16 protein-coding genes are annotated in these 18,871 nt (G+C 72.7%); 6 read left to right on the plus strand and 10 right to left on the minus strand.

All coding sequences use genetic code 11. The annotated features are described in order from the left end of the window. Nucleotides 1-94: 94 nt before the first annotated feature. From CS0771_RS12590 to sigB, 3 genes are all read right to left on the minus strand, one after another. Nucleotides 95-1,489: a hypothetical protein gene (locus CS0771_RS12590; protein ID WP_212841135.1), complete on the minus strand. Its 1,395-nt coding sequence runs from the start codon at nt 1,487-1,489 to the stop codon at nt 95-97. A 2-nt stretch (nt 1,490-1,491) separates the two neighbouring features. Further along, nucleotides 1,492-1,989, minus strand: coding sequence for a SigE family RNA polymerase sigma factor (locus CS0771_RS12595; RefSeq protein ID WP_212841136.1), 498 nt, complete (start codon nt 1,987-1,989; stop codon nt 1,492-1,494). Between the two features lie 130 nt (nt 1,990-2,119). Then, nucleotides 2,120-3,094, minus strand: a complete 975-nt coding sequence (sigB, locus tag CS0771_RS12600) for an RNA polymerase sigma factor SigB (protein ID WP_371821577.1) — start codon at nt 3,092-3,094, stop codon at nt 2,120-2,122. 148 nt (nt 3,095-3,242) lie between these two features. Between sigB and CS0771_RS12605 the strand changes: the two genes are divergently transcribed. Next, entirely contained in the window at nt 3,243-4,010 is a 768-nt protein-coding gene (locus CS0771_RS12605) for a sporulation protein (protein WP_371821390.1), read from the plus strand. Nucleotides 4,011-4,147: 137 nt separating this feature from the next. Here the strand turns inward: CS0771_RS12605 and dtd are convergent, their stop codons facing one another. Together dtd and CS0771_RS12615 are read right to left on the minus strand one after the other, a co-directional pair. Further along, nucleotides 4,148-4,570, minus strand: a complete 423-nt coding sequence (gene dtd / locus CS0771_RS12610; protein ID WP_203742319.1) for a D-aminoacyl-tRNA deacylase — start codon at nt 4,568-4,570, stop codon at nt 4,148-4,150. A gap of 93 nt (nt 4,571-4,663) precedes the next feature. Continuing rightward, complete coding sequence (locus CS0771_RS12615) at nt 4,664-6,154, minus strand: methyltransferase (protein ID WP_212841139.1); 1,491 nt, start codon at nt 6,152-6,154, stop codon at nt 4,664-4,666. Between CS0771_RS12615 and CS0771_RS12620 the strand changes: the two genes are divergently transcribed. Beyond that, a complete protein-coding gene (locus CS0771_RS12620; RefSeq protein ID WP_212841140.1) occupies nt 6,153-6,728 on the plus strand; it encodes a VanZ family protein in 576 nt (191 codons plus the stop codon). The two genes, CS0771_RS12615 and CS0771_RS12620, sit on opposite strands and share 2 nt — an antisense overlap. A 99-nt stretch (nt 6,729-6,827) precedes the next feature. Here CS0771_RS12620 and CS0771_RS12625 read toward each other — a convergent pair whose 3' ends face one another. Together CS0771_RS12625 and CS0771_RS12630 are read right to left on the minus strand one after the other, a co-directional pair. Then, on the minus strand, nt 6,828-7,175 hold the full coding sequence (locus tag CS0771_RS12625) for a type II toxin-antitoxin system PemK/MazF family toxin (protein ID WP_212841141.1): 348 nt from the start codon (nt 7,173-7,175) through the stop codon (nt 6,828-6,830). Next, nucleotides 7,162-7,392: a ribbon-helix-helix domain-containing protein gene (locus tag CS0771_RS12630; RefSeq protein WP_212841142.1), complete on the minus strand. Its 231-nt coding sequence runs from the start codon at nt 7,390-7,392 to the stop codon at nt 7,162-7,164. The genes CS0771_RS12625 and CS0771_RS12630 overlap by 14 nt, the downstream gene beginning before the upstream one ends. Before the next feature lie 135 nt (nt 7,393-7,527). Here CS0771_RS12630 and CS0771_RS12635 point away from each other — a divergent pair, with 135 nt between their 5' ends. Continuing rightward, nucleotides 7,528-8,109 carry an HhH-GPD-type base excision DNA repair protein gene (locus CS0771_RS12635; RefSeq protein WP_212841143.1) on the plus strand — a complete coding sequence of 194 codons (582 nt, stop codon included), beginning with the start codon at nt 7,528-7,530 and terminating at the stop codon, nt 8,107-8,109. 3 nt (nt 8,110-8,112) lie between these two features. Here the strand turns inward: CS0771_RS12635 and CS0771_RS12640 are convergent, their stop codons facing one another. The 3 genes from CS0771_RS12640 to CS0771_RS12650 all read right to left on the minus strand — a co-directional run bounded on the left by CS0771_RS12640 (nt 8,113) and on the right by CS0771_RS12650 (nt 11,169). Next, the gene (locus CS0771_RS12640; protein ID WP_212841144.1) at nt 8,113-8,577 is read right to left on the minus strand and encodes a GNAT family N-acetyltransferase; all 465 of its coding nucleotides are present in this window, start codon (nt 8,575-8,577) and stop codon (nt 8,113-8,115) included. A gap of 260 nt (nt 8,578-8,837) precedes the next feature. After that, the gene (locus tag CS0771_RS12645; RefSeq protein ID WP_212841145.1) at nt 8,838-10,481 is read right to left on the minus strand and encodes an MFS transporter; all 1,644 of its coding nucleotides are present in this window, start codon (nt 10,479-10,481) and stop codon (nt 8,838-8,840) included. Then, the gene (locus CS0771_RS12650) at nt 10,471-11,169 is read right to left on the minus strand and encodes an LppX_LprAFG lipoprotein (protein WP_212841146.1); all 699 of its coding nucleotides are present in this window, start codon (nt 11,167-11,169) and stop codon (nt 10,471-10,473) included. The genes CS0771_RS12645 and CS0771_RS12650 overlap by 11 nt, the downstream gene beginning before the upstream one ends. Before the next feature lie 334 nt (nt 11,170-11,503). On the opposite strand from CS0771_RS12650, the gene CS0771_RS12655 reads away from it, so the two are divergent. From CS0771_RS12655 to CS0771_RS12665, 3 genes are all read left to right on the plus strand, one after another. Further along, nucleotides 11,504-12,925 carry an aspartate aminotransferase family protein gene (locus CS0771_RS12655; RefSeq protein WP_212841147.1) on the plus strand — a complete coding sequence of 474 codons (1,422 nt, stop codon included), beginning with the start codon at nt 11,504-11,506 and terminating at the stop codon, nt 12,923-12,925. Between the two features lie 127 nt (nt 12,926-13,052). Next, entirely contained in the window at nt 13,053-18,068 is a 5,016-nt protein-coding gene (locus tag CS0771_RS12660; RefSeq protein ID WP_212841148.1) for a Pls/PosA family non-ribosomal peptide synthetase, read from the plus strand. A 62-nt stretch (nt 18,069-18,130) separates the two neighbouring features. After that, complete coding sequence (locus CS0771_RS12665; RefSeq protein ID WP_212841149.1) at nt 18,131-18,865, plus strand: alanyl-tRNA editing protein; 735 nt, start codon at nt 18,131-18,133, stop codon at nt 18,863-18,865. Nucleotides 18,866-18,871 lie beyond the last annotated feature (6 nt).

The raw sequence follows: 18,871 nt of genomic DNA on the forward strand, positions 1-18,871 counted from the left end.
GTTACGCGTGGAGGAAGACGCCCCTGTCGACGCGGCACCGTTCCGCCCGCCGCACCGGCGCTCCCCGTGCAGCGCCGGTGCGGCGGGCGGTGCGTCAGGGCCGGTTCTGCACCACCGGCGGCGGGGAGGTGCAGACCGACGGGTCGAACCGGTTGCAGGCGAAGCCGTCACGATCGACGTACTGCTTCTCGGCCAGCAGCGCGCCCGTGGCGTCGTACGCCCGGACGTCGGCGCCTGCCCCCGATGCCAGATCCAGGTGACCGACTCCGTTGACCAGCGTGACCTGCTGCGTCCCCGTCCCGGTGGTGACCACGGCCCGCACCGCGCCGGGCGGCGCGACGATCTGCACGCGGCTGTTCGGCTCCGCCGCGTATGAGGGCAGCCGCATCACGATCAGCGCATGCTCCGGTCCGCCCGCGACGCCGTACCCGGTCGGATGGTCGCGGAAGGTCTGGTCACCGACGTCGAACGCGTAGGTCAGGTACGGCCCGCCGCCGTCGGCGAGCACGGCCTGCACGGTGGCGACGTACGCCCGCCCGGTGGAGGTGCCCGGGATGTCCAGCTCGTCGCTCCACAGCACGCGGAACGTGACGCCGGGTCCGGTCAGCCCGGTCGTCTCGGCCAGTGCGGTGGCGAGCTGCCGGGCCAGGTCGGGGAACGGCCTGCCCCGGTCGGCGACCGGCTGCGGGTCGACGGCCGGCTGCCGGTCCGCGCTCGTGGGCGCGACGTACCCGCCCATGGTCTGCAGCAGCACCCTGCCGTCCACGACGACCCGGAAGTCGTGCGTGCCACGCAGGTCCGGCAGGCCGAGGTAGTCGGCGCTCCCGATGTCGATCGGCTCCCAGACCTGCCGCACGCCGGCGGCCGAGTACGTGGTGGTGGCCTGCTCGTAGCCGGCCCCGGTGGGGCCCAGCAGGAGGAAGGCCATGGTCGTCTCGGGGGAGTCGATGTGGATACCCAGCTCCACCACGGGTGCCAGCTCGCCGTAGCCCTGACTCTCGAGTTCAGGCACGGCAGCTCCGGCCTCGCCGGAGAACCAGGCCAACAGCGGCCGGCTGGTGAGGCCCGCCACCACGCCGACGCGGCGGGTGCCGACGTCCCCGGCGAACAGCACCTTGACCTGGTCCGGATCGTCGGGCATCCAGAGGCCCTGCTGCGGGTCGCCGCGGTCGCCGTGGATCTGGTCGACGGTGCGCCGGCGCAGCGCGTCCAGGAAGGCGGCGTCGCCGCTGAGGTCGCCGCGGGTGGGCGAGTCCAGCAGAGGCTGCAACGTCGCCGGTGGCTCGCCGAGCACCGGCAGGGCGGGCCCGGGACGGGTGGCGAACCAGGCGACCGGCGCGACGACCAGCAGCAGCGCCACCAGGGCGAGCGCGGAGGTCCGCTGCTGCCGGCGCCGGCGGCTGCGCCGCAGCACCCGGGCGTACGGGTCGGGCCGCGGCGTCACGCGTTCGGCGTGCCGGTCCAGGGTGGTGCGCAGTGTCTCGATCATGATCAGTTGCCCCCGTTCACCGTGCTGAGAGCGGACGACTGGCGGGGTTCGACCAGCTCGCGCAGCCGGGCCAGGCCGCGCGAGGCGGTGCTCTTGACGGTCCCGGCGCTGACGCCGAGGATCTCGGCGGTCTCCTGCTCGCTGCGGTCCTCCCAGTACCGCAGCACCAGCACCGCGCGCATGCGCACGGGCAGCTTGCGCAGCGCCGTCCACAGCTCGTCGCGCTCCTCGAACGCCGTGTCGCGCGAGGCCCGGTCCGGCAGCACCGCCGTCACGATCTCGCGGATGGGCCGCCGCCAGTCGTTGGCGAGCTGGTTGACCATGACCCGGCGCACGTACGCGTCCGGATGGTCCATGCGCCGCCATTTCGGCAGCGCCGCGGCCAGCGCGTTCTGCAGCACGTCCTCCGCGCGGTCATGAGAACCGCAGAGCAGGTATGCCGTGCGTAACAGCGCCGTGTAGCGCTGCTCCACGAACGACTGGAAGTCCTCGTCGGGCATCGGGCCGTTCTCCCCTCGTGTGTCCACCCCACCGAACACGCGACCGGGTCGAAAGGTTGAGCGGCGCTCACCCTGGACACCGCGACGGCCCCGGCGGAAGCCGGGGCCGTCGCGTTCACCTGCGAATACGTCAGGCGGCGTACACCGAGAGGCGCTCGGCGCGCTCGCCGCTGCGCAGCTTCAGCAGCGTGGTCTTCTCGATCTGGCGGATGCGCTCGCGGGACAGGCCGAACTCCTTGCCGACCTCGTCCAGGGTGCGCTGGCGGCCGTCGTCCAGGCCGAACCGCAGCCGGATCACGGCCTGCTCGCGCTGCGACAGGGTGGCCAGCACGATCTCCACCTCGTCGCGCAGCTGCCCCTGGGCCAGCGCGTCGGCGGCGTCGCCGCGCGGGTCGACCGCGGCCACGAAGTCGCCCAGCGCGCTCTCGCCGTCCTCGCCGACCGCCTGGTCGAGGCTGACCGGCTCGCGGTCGTAGGAGATCAGCTCGATCACCTGGTACTCCGGCACGTCCATGGCCTGGGCGATCTGCGCGATGGACGGCTCGCGGCCGAGCGCGGTGGCCAGGTCGCGGCGCACCCGGACCATGCGGTTGACCTGCTCCACCATGTGCACCGGGATGCGGATGGTGCGGGCCTGGTCGGCCATGGCGCGGGTGATCGCCTGCCGGATCCACCAGGTGGCGTACGTGGAGAACTTGTAGCCCTTGGTGTAGTCGAACTTCTCGACGGCGCGGATGAGGCCGAGGTTGCCCTCCTGGATCAGGTCCAGGAACGCCATGCCGCGGCCGGTGTAGCGCTTGGCGATGCTCACCACGAGGCGCAGGTTCGCCTCCAGCAGGTGGTCCTTGGCGGCGCGGCCCTCGCGGACCACGGTCTCCAGGTCGCGGTCGGCGAGGCCGTCGCGCTCCATCACGTACTCGGCCATCAGGCCGGCCTCGATCCGGCGCGCCAGCTGGACCTCCTGCTCGGCGGTCAGCAGCTTGGTGCGCCCGATCAGGTTCAGGTACGCGCGCACCAGGTCGGTGGAGACCCCGCGCTCGTCGGTCTCGTCCAGGTCGGCGGTCAGTTCCGCCGCCGTCGGTTCAAGTACGGCCACTGCGTCCATCGTCATCTCGTCGCTCATCGCTGTCCTCCCCGTGAAGCTTGTTAGTGGACAGCTTGGTGTAGGGCGCGTGAGACGGCGGTGAGACGATTTCACGGATCTGCCACCATGGGCTCGAGACAGGGGAGGGCATGTGGTCGTGAAGCGCCTGATGAGGATGTTCGGCGTCGGAGGGCCGTCGGTTCGGACGGAATTGTCGGTATCGAAGGCGAAGCCCGGCGGCACGTTCAAGGGCACCGTCGAGGTGACCGGTGGCGATCACCAGGTGTCCATCGGTTACATCGCGTTGGTCCTGGTCACCGACGTACGGCCGCAGGGCGGCCTGCCCGGCCAGACGTCCACCGTGGAGTTCCACCGGCAGCAGGTCGTCGAAGGTTTCACCCTGGCCGCGCGCGAGCGTCGGATATTCGACATCACCTGCGACGTGCCGATGGAGACGCCGCTCACCCGCGCCTTCGGGCAGCCGCTGGCGGGCATGAACGTCGGCCTGCGCACGGAGCTGGAGGTCGCCCGCGAGGTCGACCGCACCGACCTCGACCCCGTCCAGGTCGACCCGACCCCCGCCCAGCAGCACATCCTCGACACGCTGACCAAGCTCGGCTTCCAGTTCGTCAAGGCCGACGTGGAGCGCGGCCGGCTGCGCGGCCTGCCCCAGACGCTGCCGTTCTACCAGGAGATCGAGTTCCTGCCCGGCACCGCGTACGCCGCCCACCTGCACAACCTGCAGGTCACCTTCGTGGGCACCGACCGCAAGCTGCACGTGGTCATGGAGCTGGACCGCAAGGTCGGCCCGCTCGCCGACCGCGACATCTTCGGCCGCTTCACCGTCGACCCCGCCACCCTCGCCGACACCGACTGGCGGGGCCTCCTCAAGGACTGGCTCGCCCAGTCCACCGCCCGCAAGGGCCCCCTCTTCTAACCCCACCCCCGCGCCGCCCCGCCCCGCGGTCAGCTGCGTTGATCATGAACTTATGGACGTGTTCGACGGCGTGTCGCGACCCTAACTTCATGATCAACGCAGCGGTGGTGCGGCGGGCGGGCGGGCCGGGGTGGGGGTCAGAGGTCGAGGATGACGGTGTTGGGGCCGACGTTGACGGATTCGACCAGCATCAGGGTGCGGAAGCGGCCGGTCTCGACGGTGGCGCCGCGGGCGCGCAGGGCGGCGACGAAGGCGTTGAACATGGGTTCGGCCACCTCGGCGGGGGCGGCGGCCTGCCAGGTGGGGCGACGGCCCTTGCGGGCGTCGCCGTAGAGGGTGAACTGGCTGACCACCAGCAAGGGGGCGCCCACGTCGGAGGCGCTGCGCTCGCCGTCGAGCAGGCGCAGCTCGTACACCTTGCGGGCCATCGTCTCCACGGTGGCGACGGTGTCGGTGTGCGTCACCCCCAGCAGCACCAGCAGCCCGTCCTTGATCTCCCCGACGATCTCCCCGTCCACCGTCACGCTGGCCCGGCTCACCGTCTGCACCACTGCACGCATCGCTCTAGCGTGCCCTGCCGGAGTCGATCACGGCGACAGGGTGGGGACACGCCGTCGAACACGTCCCTAAGTTCATGATCAACGCGGCAGAGCTCAGGCCGGGAGGAGGAGGCCGCGTTCGACGAGGTGGTCGAGGACGGGGAGGAGGGCCTGGGCGAGGGCTTCGGCGGGGGCGTCGTGGGCGGCGGCGAGGAGGGAGAGCTGGTCGGCGAGGGTGAGGTGGCCGTTCGCGCCGCTGACCAGGGCCAGGATGAGGGGGTCGATCTCCTCGACCCAGCGCAGGCCCTCGGGCATGGCGAGGAACTGGCGGTCGACGAGCCAGCCGTCGTCGCCCATGGTGGCCTCCTGGCGCAGCTGGAGGCCGTCGGCGCGGCGGTAGCGGGCCGCGAGCAGCTGGGACTCGTCGCGGGAGTCGAGCCAGTCGCGGCGCGTGAACCACTCGGCGACGCGCTCGCCCAGCGGCGCCTGCACCTGCTGGCGCAGGTCCTCGCAGACCACCGACGGGTCGTCCTTGCCGCTGTGGCGGGCGGTGACCAGGCCGAAGCCGATCGCGGTGACGTCGTGCGCGGCGAACCAGTCCAGCCAGTCCGCAGCCCGCTGCGCGTCGTGCTTCTCGCTCGCGTCGGCCAGCCAGAGGCGTACGTAATCCAGCGGGTCGCTGACCTCGCGCTGGATCGCCCACACGTCCATGCCGGTGCCCGCGAACCAGCCGGCCACCCGGTCCTCCCAGTCCTCGTCGCGCACGTGCACCCAGTTGGCGAGGAACTGCAGGGTGCCGCCGGGGGCGAGCAGCTTCGGCGAGGCCGCGGCGAGTTCGGCGCAGACGCCGTCCCCGGCTCGGCCGGAGTCCCGGTACACGTGCGTGGCCAGGCCGGGCCCGACCACGAACGGCGGGTTGCTGACGACCAGGTCGAACTGGCGTCCCTCGACCGGGGCGAGCATGTCACCCTGCAGGAGTTCCCAGCTCAGGCCGTTGAGCGCGGCGGTGGTGGCGGCGAAGCGCAGCGCGCGCGGGGACAGGTCGGTGGCGGTGACGTGGCGGGCGTGCGTACTCAGGTGCAGGGCCTGCACGCCGCAGCCGGTGCCCAGGTCCAGGGCGCTGCCGACGGGGCGGCGCACGGTCGCCGCGGCGAGCGTGGTGGAGGCGCCGCCGACGCCGAGCACGTGGTCGGCGGGCAGCTGCCGGCCGGGCTGGGCGGGCAGGTCGGACAGCACCCACCAGTCGCCGTACGGTTCCAGGTCGACGCCCGCGGCCAGGCCGCCGTCGGCGAGCGTGACCAGGCCCGCGGCGCGGGCGGCGGGCAGCGGCAGCGGGTGCAGCGCGGCGGCGACGGCGGCCTCGGGCTCGGTCTGCCCGCAGATGAACAGGCGGATCAGCGTGTCCAGCGGGTCGCCCGACCCGGTGCCGCGCAGCGCGGCGCGAAAGTCGTGCCGCCCGGCGTCGGCGGACGCCTGCGGCCCGAGCCGCGCGGCTATCCCCTCGGCGGTGAAGCCCGCGCCGGTCAGGGCGGTGCGAAGGCGGTCGATGTCGGCGGTCTCCAGCAGCGTCTGCACCCCATCATGGTGCACTAACCTCCAGCGCATGGCGCAGGCATGGGAGTACTGGCACACCGTCTGGATCACCACGGCGGCGCTGGTGCCCCTGACCCTGCTCGCCACCGCGGCGCTGATCGCAGGCCGGCTGCGTTCGGGCGTGCCGCGGGGCCGGGCGTGGCGGTGGTCGCTGGCGGAGGCGGCGATGGTGCTGGGCACGGTGCCGTGGGTGTGGATGATCCTGACACCGGTGCGGGTCCCCGAGGGCACCGTGCTGGTGTACCTGGTGCCGCTGAGTGACCTGCGCGTCCAGCTCGGCGAGCCGCTGCCGTGGGTGGTGGTACAGGTGGGCGGCAACCTGGCGGTGTTCTTCGCGCTGGGCGCGGGCGCCGCGGTGCGCTTCACGGCGCTGGCCTCGCCGCTGCGGCTGCTGCTGCTCGGGGCGGGGTGCTCGCTGACGGTGGAGCTGATCCAGTTCGGGTTCGTCGGCGGCCGGGTGTTCAGCGTGGACGACGTGCTCGTCAACGCCGTCGGCTGCCTGCTCGGCGGCCTGCTCACCCATCGCTGGTGGGCCCGCCGGGCGACCCCCGCCGCGCCCGCCCTCGCGGCCCGCCCCCGGCCCTGACCGCGCCCAAGATCGCTCAACTTGCCTGGCAGATGGGCGTATGCGCGGCCAAGATACGCCCGTCTGCCAGGCAAGTCGGACGATCTTGAGGGGCGGGCGTTAGAGGTTCAGGTGTATGCGTAGTGCGGCGTCGAGTTTGTTGAGCGTGTCGGGGCGCAGGGTGCCGAGCCGTTGGCGGAGGCGGCCGTAGTCGACGGATCTGACCTGTTCTGCCTGGGCCTTCGAGGCGCGGGCCAGCCCGCCCTCGCCGGCTGGGATCAGCACCTGGAACGGGTGGATCCGCTCGGTGTTGGAGGTCACCGGGACGACGGTGACGACGCCGCGGCCGTTTCGCTCGGCGGTGCGGTTGGCCGCGGTGTTGCCCACGAGCACGGCCGGCCGGACCTTGTTGGACTCGGTCCCCTGAGCGGGGTCGAGGTTGACCAGGTAGACGTCACCGCGCCGCATCCGCCAGCCCGTCGCCCGCGGTGGTGCTCCACAGCTTTCCGTCCTCGCCGGCTTCCCACTCGTCGTAGGCCGCCGCGTAGGCGTCTTCGAGCTCGCTGGCGCGCAGCAGGTCGATGGCACGCTGAAGGACCGCGGACCGGGAGGCGGTGCCACGCCGGTCGGCGTAGTCATCGATGAACTCGATGTCCTCCTCCGGCAGGCTGACGCTCAGTTTCATGAAGCCGATGCTACCCCGTGGTGCCTGTCGTTGCTACTTGGAGTGCTACCCGGGGTGCGACCGCTGTGGGCACCGGCCCGCGATGCGGGCGTGGGCGCGGGCCCGCGCGCCGAGGGCTCTGGCAGGCTGTACGGCATGACCAAGCTCTGGCTCGCGCAGGAGCCCGCCGCAGACGAGATGCTGCGGCACGACCCGCTCGCGCTGATCACCGCGATGCTGCTCGACCAGCAGATCCCGCTGGAGAAGGCGTTCGTCGGCCCGTACCGGCTTGCCGAGCGGATGGGCGTGGACCGGCTGAACGCCACCGCCATCGCCGACTACGATCCGGAGGCGTTCGCGCAGCTGTTCTCCACCCCGCCCGCGATCCACCGGTTCCCCGGCTCGATGGCCGAGCGCACGCAGAAGCTGGCCCGCGCCATCGCCGACGACTACGACGGCGACGCCGCCACCATCTGGACCGGCGCGGCGGACGGCAAGGACCTGTTCAAGCGGCTGTCGGCGCTGCCCGGCTTCGGCAAGATGAAGGCGCAGATCTTCATCGCGCTGCTCGGCAAGCAGTTCGGCGTGCAGCCCGCGGGCTGGCGTGAGGTCGCCGGGGCGTACGGCGAGGAGGGCTCGCTGCGCTCGGTCGCCGACATCCGCGACGCGGCGAGCCTGGCGAAGGTGCGCGAGTTCAAGAAGCAGATGAAGGCCGACGCGAAGGCGGCGAAGGGGTGACGCTCAGCCCAGCGTGATCAGCATCAGCTCGTCGGCGCGGTGGAACCCGGCCCGCTCGTAGAACGGGACGGACCGCTCCGACGGGCTGAGCACCACCCGCACCAGCCCTTCCGCTCTGGCGTATGCGAGCAGCGCCGTGACCAGGGCCGCGCCGGTCCCGCCGTCGCGGTGGGCGGGGAGCACGTACGCGTTGCCGAGGTAGCCCCACCGGCTGCGCGGCTGGCCCGGGCGCGGCATGCGCTCGAAGATCGCCAGGTTGACCATGCCGACCGGCCGCCCGGCGCGCTCGGCGAGCCAGCAGATCCGCCGGTCACCCTCGCGCTCCAGCCAGTCCTCGAACGTGGCCGCGAAGTCCGGGTCTAATGCGGCGTCCCCGGTCTGCTCGGCCGTCCAAGCCTGCCGCAGCCCGCTCAGCGCGGCCCGGTCCGCCGCCTCCGCCTGCCGCACCACCAGCACACCCACGGCCATGACCAACCCCTCCCCGGCTCGGGCGATCAGCATCTCGCGAGGCGCGGTCCGGCCCGGCCGGGCCCGGCTGCCGCGCGGATGATCGCGATCTCGTGTCAGAACCTGCGGTCCAGCCACACTTCCCGACACGAACCTCCGATCATGCTCGGTCGCGAGGCGCGGGAGGGTCGGTGGGGCGGGGAGATGATCGCGGGCTCGTGTCGGGAAGTGGGGCGGGGCCCCAGGTTCGGACACGAACCCGCGATCTTGCCAACCCGGCCTCAGACCCGATCGAGCGCTGGGGCGGGTTCCGCGGGGACGGCGGCAGGGGCGGCCGGGCGGGGTGCCCGCATGCCGAGCGCCGCCAGGGCGCCGAGCAGGCAGATCGCGGCGGTGCCGAGGAAGATCTCCCGGTACTCCGCGCGCAGGGCGCCGTCCAGGGCGACCTGGTATGCCGCCAGCGCCCGCCCGTACTCCTGCTCGGTCATGCCGAACGGCAGCGGCGTCGGCAGGTCCTTCGTGAACTCCTGGAACCGGTGCAGCCCCCAGGCGGTCAGCGCGGCGACGCCGAGCAGCATGCCCATCATCCGCGCCACCACGACGGCAGCCGAGGCGACGCCGTGCTGCACCGCGGGCACCACCCGCAGCACGAGCGCGGACAGCGGCGCGATGGTCAGCCCGAGCCCGAGCCCGGCGAGCACCAGGTCGGTGTCCAGCCGGGGCAGGCTGACCGGCCCCAGCGCGTACCGGGCGGCGAGCAGGTTCGCGGGCCAGCCCGCGATCAGCAGGTACGCCCCCGCGGAGCCGGCCAGCCCGAGCACGGTGAGCGGCCGCTCGCCGATCCGGCGCAGCAGCAGCCCGCCCAGCACCGCGCCGACCGGCAGCGCGATGAGGAAGCGCGTCAGCAGCAGGGTGCTGTCCATGGTGTCGAGCCGCAGCAGGGTGTGCCCGACCAGCTCGACGTCGACCAGGGTGACCATGAGGGCGGCCCCGGCGCAGGCGCTGGCGCCCAGCACGGCGAGGAACGGTCCCATGGCGACCCCGGCCGGGTCGAGCAGCTTCGTCCGCGCCCGCCGCTCCCACACCACGAAGGCGACCAGCACCAGCCCGGCCGCCCCGAGCGTGGCCGGACCCCAGCTCGGCAGCACCGCGTGGGCCGGGTCCGGGTTGTAGAGACCGACCACGCACAGCCCGAGCACGACGGCGAGCAGCAGCCCGCCGACCACGTCCACCCGCTGAGCAGCGGATCCGGCACTCGTTCGAGCCGCCGGCGCGCCGGCCGAGCCTGCCGACGTTCCGGCCGCGTCCGGCGTGGCGGCGGCCGACGCGCCGGAGCGGGCCGGGACCAGGAACCAGACCGCGATCGCGGCGAGCGCGGCCAGCGGGATGTTGATCCAGAAGATGCCGCGCCAGCCGATCCAGGCGGCGACGGCCGCGCCGAACAGCGGCCCGAGCACCGCGCCCAGCTCCTGCGCCGCGCCGACCCAGCCCAGCGCGGTGGGCCGGGACCGGGGCGGGAACAGGTCGGCGATCAGCGCCATGGTGACGGGCAGCAGCGCGCCGCCGGCCATGCCCTGCAGCGCCCGCCCGGCGACCAGCGGCACCAGCTCCGTCGCGGTCGCGGTGACCACCGAGCCGGCCGCGAAGACGGCCAGCGAGACCACGATCACGATGCGGCGGCCGTACCGGTCGGACAGGCTGCCGAGCAGCGGCATCGCCGCCAGGTAACCGAGCAGGTAGCCGGTGACCAGGGGGGTGGCCCGCTCCAGGTGGTTGATCGGGATGCCGAGGTCGCCGACGATGTCGATCAGGACCGAGACGACGACGTACGCGTCCAGCGCGCCGAGCAGCACGGCGAGCCCGCCCACGCCGACGGCGAGGCGGTGCCGCGGCCCGGCGGCCGGGGCGCTCGGATCAGGGTGCACTGATGGTCACCGGCTCGTTGTACTTGCTGAACGTGACGGCGACGACGCCGGCCGGGTCGCTGCCCTTGGCCGGGACCGTGAACTCGCCCTTGACCAGCTGCTTGGTGGAGGCGTCGAGCCACAGGAAGCCGGTGACGCCGGCGCCGACGCCGGGCACCAGGGCGGCCAGCGCGGTCGGGTCGGGCTCGACCTGGATCTTGTACGTCTCGCGGCCGTCCACGGTCTCCTTGGCCTGGGTGGTCGCGGACTTGATGGTGGTGAGCAGCTTGGCCACGCCGCGGTTCGGGTCGAGGATGGCCGACGGGTCGTAGAGCTGGGCCGCCGCGGTGAGCGGGAACTGCTGGTAGCCGCCGGTGGCGCCCTGCAGGTAGGCCTTGTCGCCGACGATGACGAAGTTCGCCTCGACGGCGGTGCCGAGCGTCTCGATGGTGGCGGTGCCCTTGGCGGAGCCCTCCTGCGTGAGGTCGCCCTCGGCGCGCTTGAGCGGCACCCCGCTGATCTTGCCGGTCACGTCGATGACGAAGTGCGCGGACTTGACCGCGGTCATGGCCGCGGCGCCCTCGGTGAGCAGGGTCTGCGCGGCGGGCAGGTCAGCGGGCGTGGTCGGGTCGTCCGCTGTGGAGGTGCACCCGGTGAGGGTGAGGGCCAGGGCGGCGAGCGCGGCGAGCGCATGCGAGGTGCGGAACATACGGCGCATGGTAGTGCCGCCGGGCACGTTCGGCCTCCGACGCCTGCCCGAGCCTGGTTACCTGCCGGTACAGGAACCCGGCCAGGTGCGGGTCCCGAAGGCCTTGACCGGGTCCCGCGAGGGCCTCCACCGTTCGGTCCAGAGCAGATCGGACGAACCTTCTGAAATCCGAAGCAAGCGTCGAGACGGTGGGTAGCATCACGAAGGGTGAGCTAACGATTCCATTTAGTAATCGTTATTGGGGGTCGCCCTCCTCCTTCCAGGCGGAGTGTGAGCGCCGCGCTCACCCAGGTCGGAGCCTCCCGGCTCCACCGTGTCCGCTTGAGGAGAACCAATGACGATGCTCAGCGAGCCTGACGCATTGACCGGGCCTTCCGTCCACTGCGATCTGCCCGGGCCCCGTTCCGCCGAGCTGCTCGCGCGGCAGCAGCACCGCGAGTCGAACGCGCGTACCTACCCCCGCAACCTTCCCATCGCCATCGCGGAGGGCGCCGGCTCCTTCGTCCGCGACGTCGACGGCAACGTCTTCATCGACTTCCTGACCGGCGCGGGCGTGCTCTCGCTCGGCCACAACCATCCTGAGCTGGTACGCGCCGTGACGCAGCAGCTCGGCACACTCACTCACGCGCTGGACTTCCCGACCCCCGCCAAGGACGCGTTCACCGAGGCGCAGCTGTCCATGCTGACCCCGGGCCTGCGGGAACGGATGCGTGTGCACTTCTGCGGCCCCACCGGCGCCAACGCCGTGGAGGCCGCGATCAAGCTGTGCAAGACGGCCACCGGCCGCGGCGACGTCATCTCGTTCCAGGGCGGCTACCACGGTTGCAGCCATGCCGCGATGGCCGCCTCCGGGCTGGTCTCGCAGAAGCGCCCGATCGCCAACGGGGTGCCCGGGGTGCACTTCTTCCCGTACTCGTACTGCGCCCGCTGCCCGCTGGGCCTGCGCCCGGACACCTGCGAGACCAACTGCGCCGGGCTGCTGGAGAAGTCGCTGCTGGACCCCAACGGCGGGCTCGCGCGGCCGGCCGCGGTGATCCTGGAGCTGGTGCAGGGTGAGGGCGGGGTCATCCCGGCCGCGCGCGACTTCGTCCGCCGGGTGCGGGCGCTGACCCGCTCGCTGGACATCCCGCTGATCGTGGACGAGGTGCAGACCGGCTGCGGCCGCACCGGCACCTGGTTCGCGTTCGAGCACTACGACATCGAGCCCGACGTGATCGTGGCGTCGAAGGCGCTGTCCGGCATCGGCACTCCCGTCGCGCTGATCATGTACGACCAGCGGCTCGACGCGTGGCAGCCCGGCGCGCACACCGGCACCTTCCGGGGCAACCAGCTCGCCTTCGCCGCGGGGGTGGAGGCGGTCCGGATCCTGCACCGCGACCAGGTGCTGGCCAACGTACGCGAGCGCGGGCAGCAGGTTGAGCAGCGCTTCGCCGCGCTGCGCGGCCACCCTGCCGTGCACGAGGTGCGCGGGCTGGGCCTGATGTGGGGCGTCGAGCTGACCGACCCGGGCGACGGCCGCTCGGCGGGCCAGCTGGCCCGGCAGGTGCAGGCCCGGGCCCTGCGCCGCGGCCTGATCATCGAGCTGGGCGGCCGGGACGACTGCGTCATCCGGATCCTGCCGCCGCTCAACGTCACCGCCGCGGTGATCGACACCGCGTGCGGCATCGTGCTCGACGCGATCGAGGAGTCGTACGCGACCCCCGCCGGCGGCGCGGATCTGGCGCCCGCCGCCGCGGGAGGCGACGGCATGGGTTGATGCCGGGGCGCCGGTCCGGCGCCTGAGGGACACGGTTCGGGCCAGCGCGCCGCCGCAGCGGGCGGTGCGCGGGGACGGCCGTGTCCCGCCCCAGCCGTCCTGTTCGTCCGCGCGGAGGGAGAAGCCCATGAGCACACGCGTACTCGATGTCGATGATCTTCCTGAGTTCCCTGACGTCGAGCCCGGCGGGTCCGGGTTGGTGCTCACCTGCCCGGGTCACGGGCACGAGCCGCGCTGGCAGCCCGGCGAGCGGCTGCCCCAGCTCTTCGAGCAGCAGTGCGACCGGCTGCGCCGCTACGACCGGGCCGAGCAGCTCGCGGTGGACACCGGGGAGGAGTCCCTGACGTACGACGAGCTGGACGCGCGCGCCAACCAGCTCGCCCGGCACCTGATCCGCCACGGCGCCCGCCCCGGCGACCGGATCGCGCTGCTGTTCGACCAGGCCGTGCAGTCGTACGTGGGCATGCTCGCCATCGGGAAGGTCCACGCGGCGTACGTGCCGCTGGACACCGGCTTCCCCGCCGACCGCCTGGCCTACATCGTGGCCGACTCGGGCTCCCGCCTGGTGCTGTCGCTGTCGCACCTGCGCGACCACCTGGCCGAGGTCACCGGCGCGGAGGTGCTCTGCCTGGACGAGGCCGGGGCCGAGCTGGCCGCCACGCCCGAGCAGCGGCTGGCCGCCGAGGAGCGGGGCGAGCCCGCCGACGAGCTGGCGTACATCATCTACACGTCCGGCTCCACCGGCCGGCCCAAGGGCGTCGCCGTCGAGCACGCCGCCATCTGCAACTTCGTCCGGGTCGCCGCGGAGCTCTACGGCGTACGCCCGGGTGACCGGATGTATCAGGGCCTGACCATCGCCTTCGACTTCTCGATCGAGGAGATCTGGGTGTCGTGGATGGTCGGCGCGACCCTGGTGCCCAAACCCGGCGGGGCCAGCCTGCTCGGCCGGGACCTGTGGGAGTTCCTCACCGCGCGTGAGATCACCGCGATGTGCTGCGTGCCCACGCTGCTGGCCACGCTCGACGAGGACCTGCCCGACCTGCGCTTCCTGCTGGTCTCCGGCGAGGCGTGCCCGCAGGACCTGGTCACCCGCTGGCACCGGCCCGGCCGCCGCTTCCTCAACGTGTACGGGCCCACCGAGGCGACCGTCACCGCGACCTGGACGCCGGTGCACCCGGACAAGCCGGTGACGCTGGGGCTGCCGCTGCCGACGTACGCCGCGGTCATCCTCGACCCCGACGAGTCCCGCGCCCTGCCCCCGGGCGAGGTGGGCGAGATCGGCATCGCCGGCATCGGCCTGGCGGTGGGCTACGTGAACCGCGACGACCTCACCGAACGCGCCTTCATCCCCGACTTCCTGGACATCCCCAACAACCCGTCCGGGCGCATCTACCGCACCGGCGACCTGGGCCGGGTCAACGAGATCGGCGAGATCGAGTACCTCGGCCGCATCGACACCCAGGTCAAGATCCGGGGTTACCGCATCGAGCTGACCGAGATCGAGTCGGTGCTGCTGCAGGTGCCGGGCGTGGCCCAGGCCGTGGTCGACGTGCACCGGCCCGAACCCGGCGTGACCGAGCTGGTCGGCTACTACAGCCTGCGCAAGGACACCGTCGCGCTGGACCGGCCGCAGATCTACGCGTGGCTGCGCGACCGGCTGCCCGGTTACATGATCCCGACCTACCTGGAGCAGCTCGACGTCATCCCGATGCTGCCCAGCGACAAGGCCGACCGCAAGAGCCTGCCGCCGCCGACCAACCGGCGCACCGCGGCGCAGGCCGACGCCGCCGAACCCGCGACCCCGGTCGAGCAGGGGTACGCCGAGGTGCTGGCCGAGATCGTGCGGGTGGACCGGGTCGGCGTGGAGAGCCACTTCTTCGAGGACGTGGGCGCGGACTCGCTGCTCATGGCCCGCTTCTGCGCCCGCGTCCGGCAGCGCCGCGACCTGCCCTCGGTGTCCATCCGCGACGTGTACGTCTACCCCACGATCCGGCAGCTCGCGGGCGCGGTGAGCCAGGCGGCCCCGCAAACCGCCGACGGCGTCCGGCCCGCCGAACGGGCCCGGCCTGCCCACCGGGCCACGAACCAGGCATACGTGACCTGCGGCGTGCTGCAGATGCTGCTGCTGATGGCCACGGCCTGTGCCGGCGGCGCCATCCTCGTCGCCGGCCTGATGTGGATCTCGCATGCCGCCGGGCTGTGGGACATGTTCCAGCGGGCCGCGGCGTATGCCGGCGTCTCGCTCGGGCTGGCCTGCACGGTGCCGATCGCTCTGAAGTGGCTGCTGGTGGGCCGCTGGACGGAGCGGAACATCCCGGTGTGGAGCGCGGGATACCTGCGCTTCTGGTATGTCCGGGGGGTGCTGCAGCTCAATCCGCTGCTGCTGTTCCGGGGGACGCCGCTGTATCCGGTGTACCTTCGCGCCCTCGGCGCCAAGGTCGGCCGCAACGTCGTCATCCTGTCCCGGACCGTACCGATCTGCACCGACCTGCTGCGCATCGGTGACGGCGCGGTTATCCGCAAGGACTGCTCGTTCACCGGCTACCGCGCCGAGGCCGGCCTGATCCAGACCGGTCCGGTGTCCATCGGCAGCGGCAGCGTCGTCGGCGAGCAGACCGTGCTCGACATCCGCACCTCGATCGGCGACCGGGCCCGGCTCGGGCACTCCTCGTCGCTACTGGCCGGTCAGTCCATCCCGGACGGCGAGTGCTGGCAGGGCGCCCCCGCCCAGCGGTCCGAGGCCGACCTGCCGGTCGTCCCCGCGGCGCGGTGCGGCCTGCTCCGCAAGGTCTTCTATACCGGGATGAAGGTCGTCAACGTGCTGCTGTGGCTGCCGGTGGGTGGGACGGTGCTGGTGCTCCTGCTCACCCGTGTCCCCCCGCTGGCACGGCTGGTCGGCCCGGGGCCGCTGGCGGGAGTCCGCCTCTACGGCGTCGTTCTGCTGGCATCCCTGCTGCTGTCCGTCATCGGGCTCGTCGTCGGGCTGCTCTTCATCGGTACGGTGCCCCGCCTGCTGCACCGGCTGCTGCTGCGTCCGGACCGGGTGTATCCGCTGTACGGCCTGCGGTACTGGGTCGCCGGGACGGTCGGCGGCATGACCAACTCACCGTTCTACATGCGCCTGTTCGGCGACAGCTCCTACATCGTCGGCTACCTGCGCTGGCTCGGCTACGACCTCGGCCGGGTGGTGCAGACCGGCTCCAACTTCGGCAACGAGCTCAAGCAGGACTCGCCCTACCTGTGCAGCGTGGGCAGCGGGAGCATGGTGTCGGACGGCGTGTCGATCATCAACGCCGACTTCTCCAACACGTCGTTCCGGCTCTCCCGGGTGGCGATCGGCGCCTCGTCGTTCCTCGGCAACAACATCGCCTACCCGGCCGGTGCCACCGTCGGCGACGACTGCCTGTACGGCACGAAGGTCGCCGTGCCGACCGCCGGTGCCCCGGGCGCGGGGGTGGGCCTGCTCGGCTCACCGGCGTTCGAGATCCCCCGCACGGTCGGCCGGGAGGCGGGCTGCGAGCTGCCGACCGGTGCCGAGCTGGCGCGCAGGCTGGCCGCGAAGAACCGCTACAACCTCGGCACCATCGCACTGTTCCTGCTGTCGCAGTGGGCACATGCCGCCGGGCTGCTCCTCCTGCTGATCCTGGCGATCGACCTGTACGCCGACTGGGGTCTCGCACTTCTGATGCCGGTCGGCATCGTGGTGCTGACGGTGTACCACGTCGGCTACAGCGTCCTGGTGGAGCGCATGGTGGCCGGGTTCCGGCGGCTGCGCGCCCGCCGCTGCTCGATCTACGATCCGTACTACTGGTGGCACGAGCGGCTGTGGAAGCTGGAGTCGCCCGTGGCGTTCGCCGGCACTCCGCTGCGCAGCATCGTGTGGCGGTTGCTCGGCGTACGCGTGGGGCGTCGGCTGTTCGACGACGGCTGCTACATACCCGAGAAGACCCTGGCTGTCATGGGTGACGACTGTACGCTCAACGCGGCGACGGTGATCCAGTGCCACTCCCAGGAGGACGGCGTGTTCCGCTCCGAGCCGAGCGTCCTCGGTTCGGGTGTCACCCTGGGCGTCGGCGCGTTCGTCCACTACGGCGTCACCATCGGCGACGGCGCCGTGCTCGGCGCCCACTCCTTTCTCATGAAGGGCGAGCAGATTCCCGACGGCGAAGTCTGGACCGGCAACCCGGCCCGGCCGCTGTACGCGCCGGTGCCCGCGCCCGCGCGCCGGCGCCGGCCGCTGCCGACCCCGGCCGGCCCACGTCCCGGCTCGCGCGCCGCGGCCCGTGCCCTGCTCACCGAGCTGCGGGCGGCGCCCTCGCCGCGCCGGCGCCGGCCCGCCGGGGTCGCCGTGTCGCTGTTCTCGCTGGCCGAGTGCCGGCGCCGGGAGGCCGAGCTGGCCCAGTTCCTCAGCGGCGACGAGCGGGCCGAGGCCGACAGCCTGCGCTCCACCGAACGGCGCAGCTCCTTCGTGATCTCCCGGGCGCTGGTCCGCATGATCCTGTCGATCGAGTGGCACGGCGAGGTCGCGCCGCGCAACTGGACGCTGCGCTACGGCGGCCAGGGCAAGCTCACCGTGTGCGGGCCGATCACCGGGCTCGACCTGAGCGTCTCGCACACCGACTCGGTCATCGCGGTCGCGGTGTCCGACGCGTACGACATCGGGGTGAACCTGGAGCCCGCGGCCGGGGGTGACGCGGCCGTGCTGCCCTGGGCGGCGCTGTCCGCGTCCGAGCACGCCCGCCTGGCCGGCAGCGACGACCAGGGCGAGCAGCTGCTGCGGATGTGGACGCTGAAGGAGGCGTTCGCCCGGTGCGCGGGCGAGGTCAGCTTCGAGCAGCTCGACGCGCGGCTCGACCCGCTCCAGGTGATCGGCGGCGGCGCGCCCGGCCGCCAGCGCTTCTGGTTCCACCAGGAGCAGTGGGGCGAGGAGGTCGAGCAGCACTGGGTGACCGTGGCCGTGCGGCGGCGGCCCGCCAGCCGGCGCGGACGCCGCTCCACCGGCCGCCCGCCCCGCCCCGCCGTGAGCAAGTCGGTGGGCCGCCCGGCCCGCCCGGCCGGGCCCGCCCACGCCGTACACATGCAGATCCTGGCCAACGGGCGGGTCACCGCCCGCGACGTGACCGCACCCGACACCCGCGGCTGAGCACGGCGGGCGGCGCGCCGTGACGGGGCGCGCCGCCCGCCGGATGCCTAGACTCCACGGGTATGGGCGTCACCCACCACGGGCGCACCGAGCGCCTCGACCTCGCCGACCCGACCCTGCGCGACTGGACCTGCACCGTGCTGGCCGCGGATCCCGAGCAGGGCATCGTGCTGGACCGCTCGGCCTTCTACCCGGGCGGCGGGGGCCAGCCGCCGGACCACGGCGTGCTGCTCTGGCAGGGCGTGCAGACCCGTATCGTCGGCACCCGCAAGGGCGACGACCTGTGGCTCATCCCGGCCGAGGGCGATCCGCTGCCGCCGGCCGGCACGCAGGTCGCGGGCGCGGTCGAGGACACCCGCCGCACCCTGCTCATGCGCACCCACTCCGGCCTGCACGTGCTGTGCGGCGTGGTGTTCCGCGACTTCGGCGCGCTGGTCACCGGCGGCAACATGGAACCCGGCGAGGCCCGCATGGACTTCAACCTGCCCGAGGTGCCCGCCGACTTCAAGGCCCGGCTGGAGGAGCTGGTCAACGCCGAGGTCGGCGCGGACCGGCAGGTGACGACGAAGGTGCTGGCCCGCGACGAGGCGCTGGCCCTGCCCGACATCATCCGGACCCAGGCCAACCTGATCCCCGCCGACGAGCAGGAGATCCGCATCGTCGACATCGTGGGCCTGGACGTGCAGGCCGACGGCGGCACCCACGTCGCCTCCACGTCCCAGATCGGCAGGCTCCAGGTCGTCAAGGTCGAGTCCAAGGGCAAGGCCAACCGCCGCGTCCGTGTCCGCCTCGCCTGACCCAAG

The sequence above is a fragment of the Catellatospora sp. IY07-71 genome, assembly GCF_018326265.1.
Lineage (GTDB): Bacteria > Actinomycetota > Actinomycetes > Mycobacteriales > Micromonosporaceae > Catellatospora.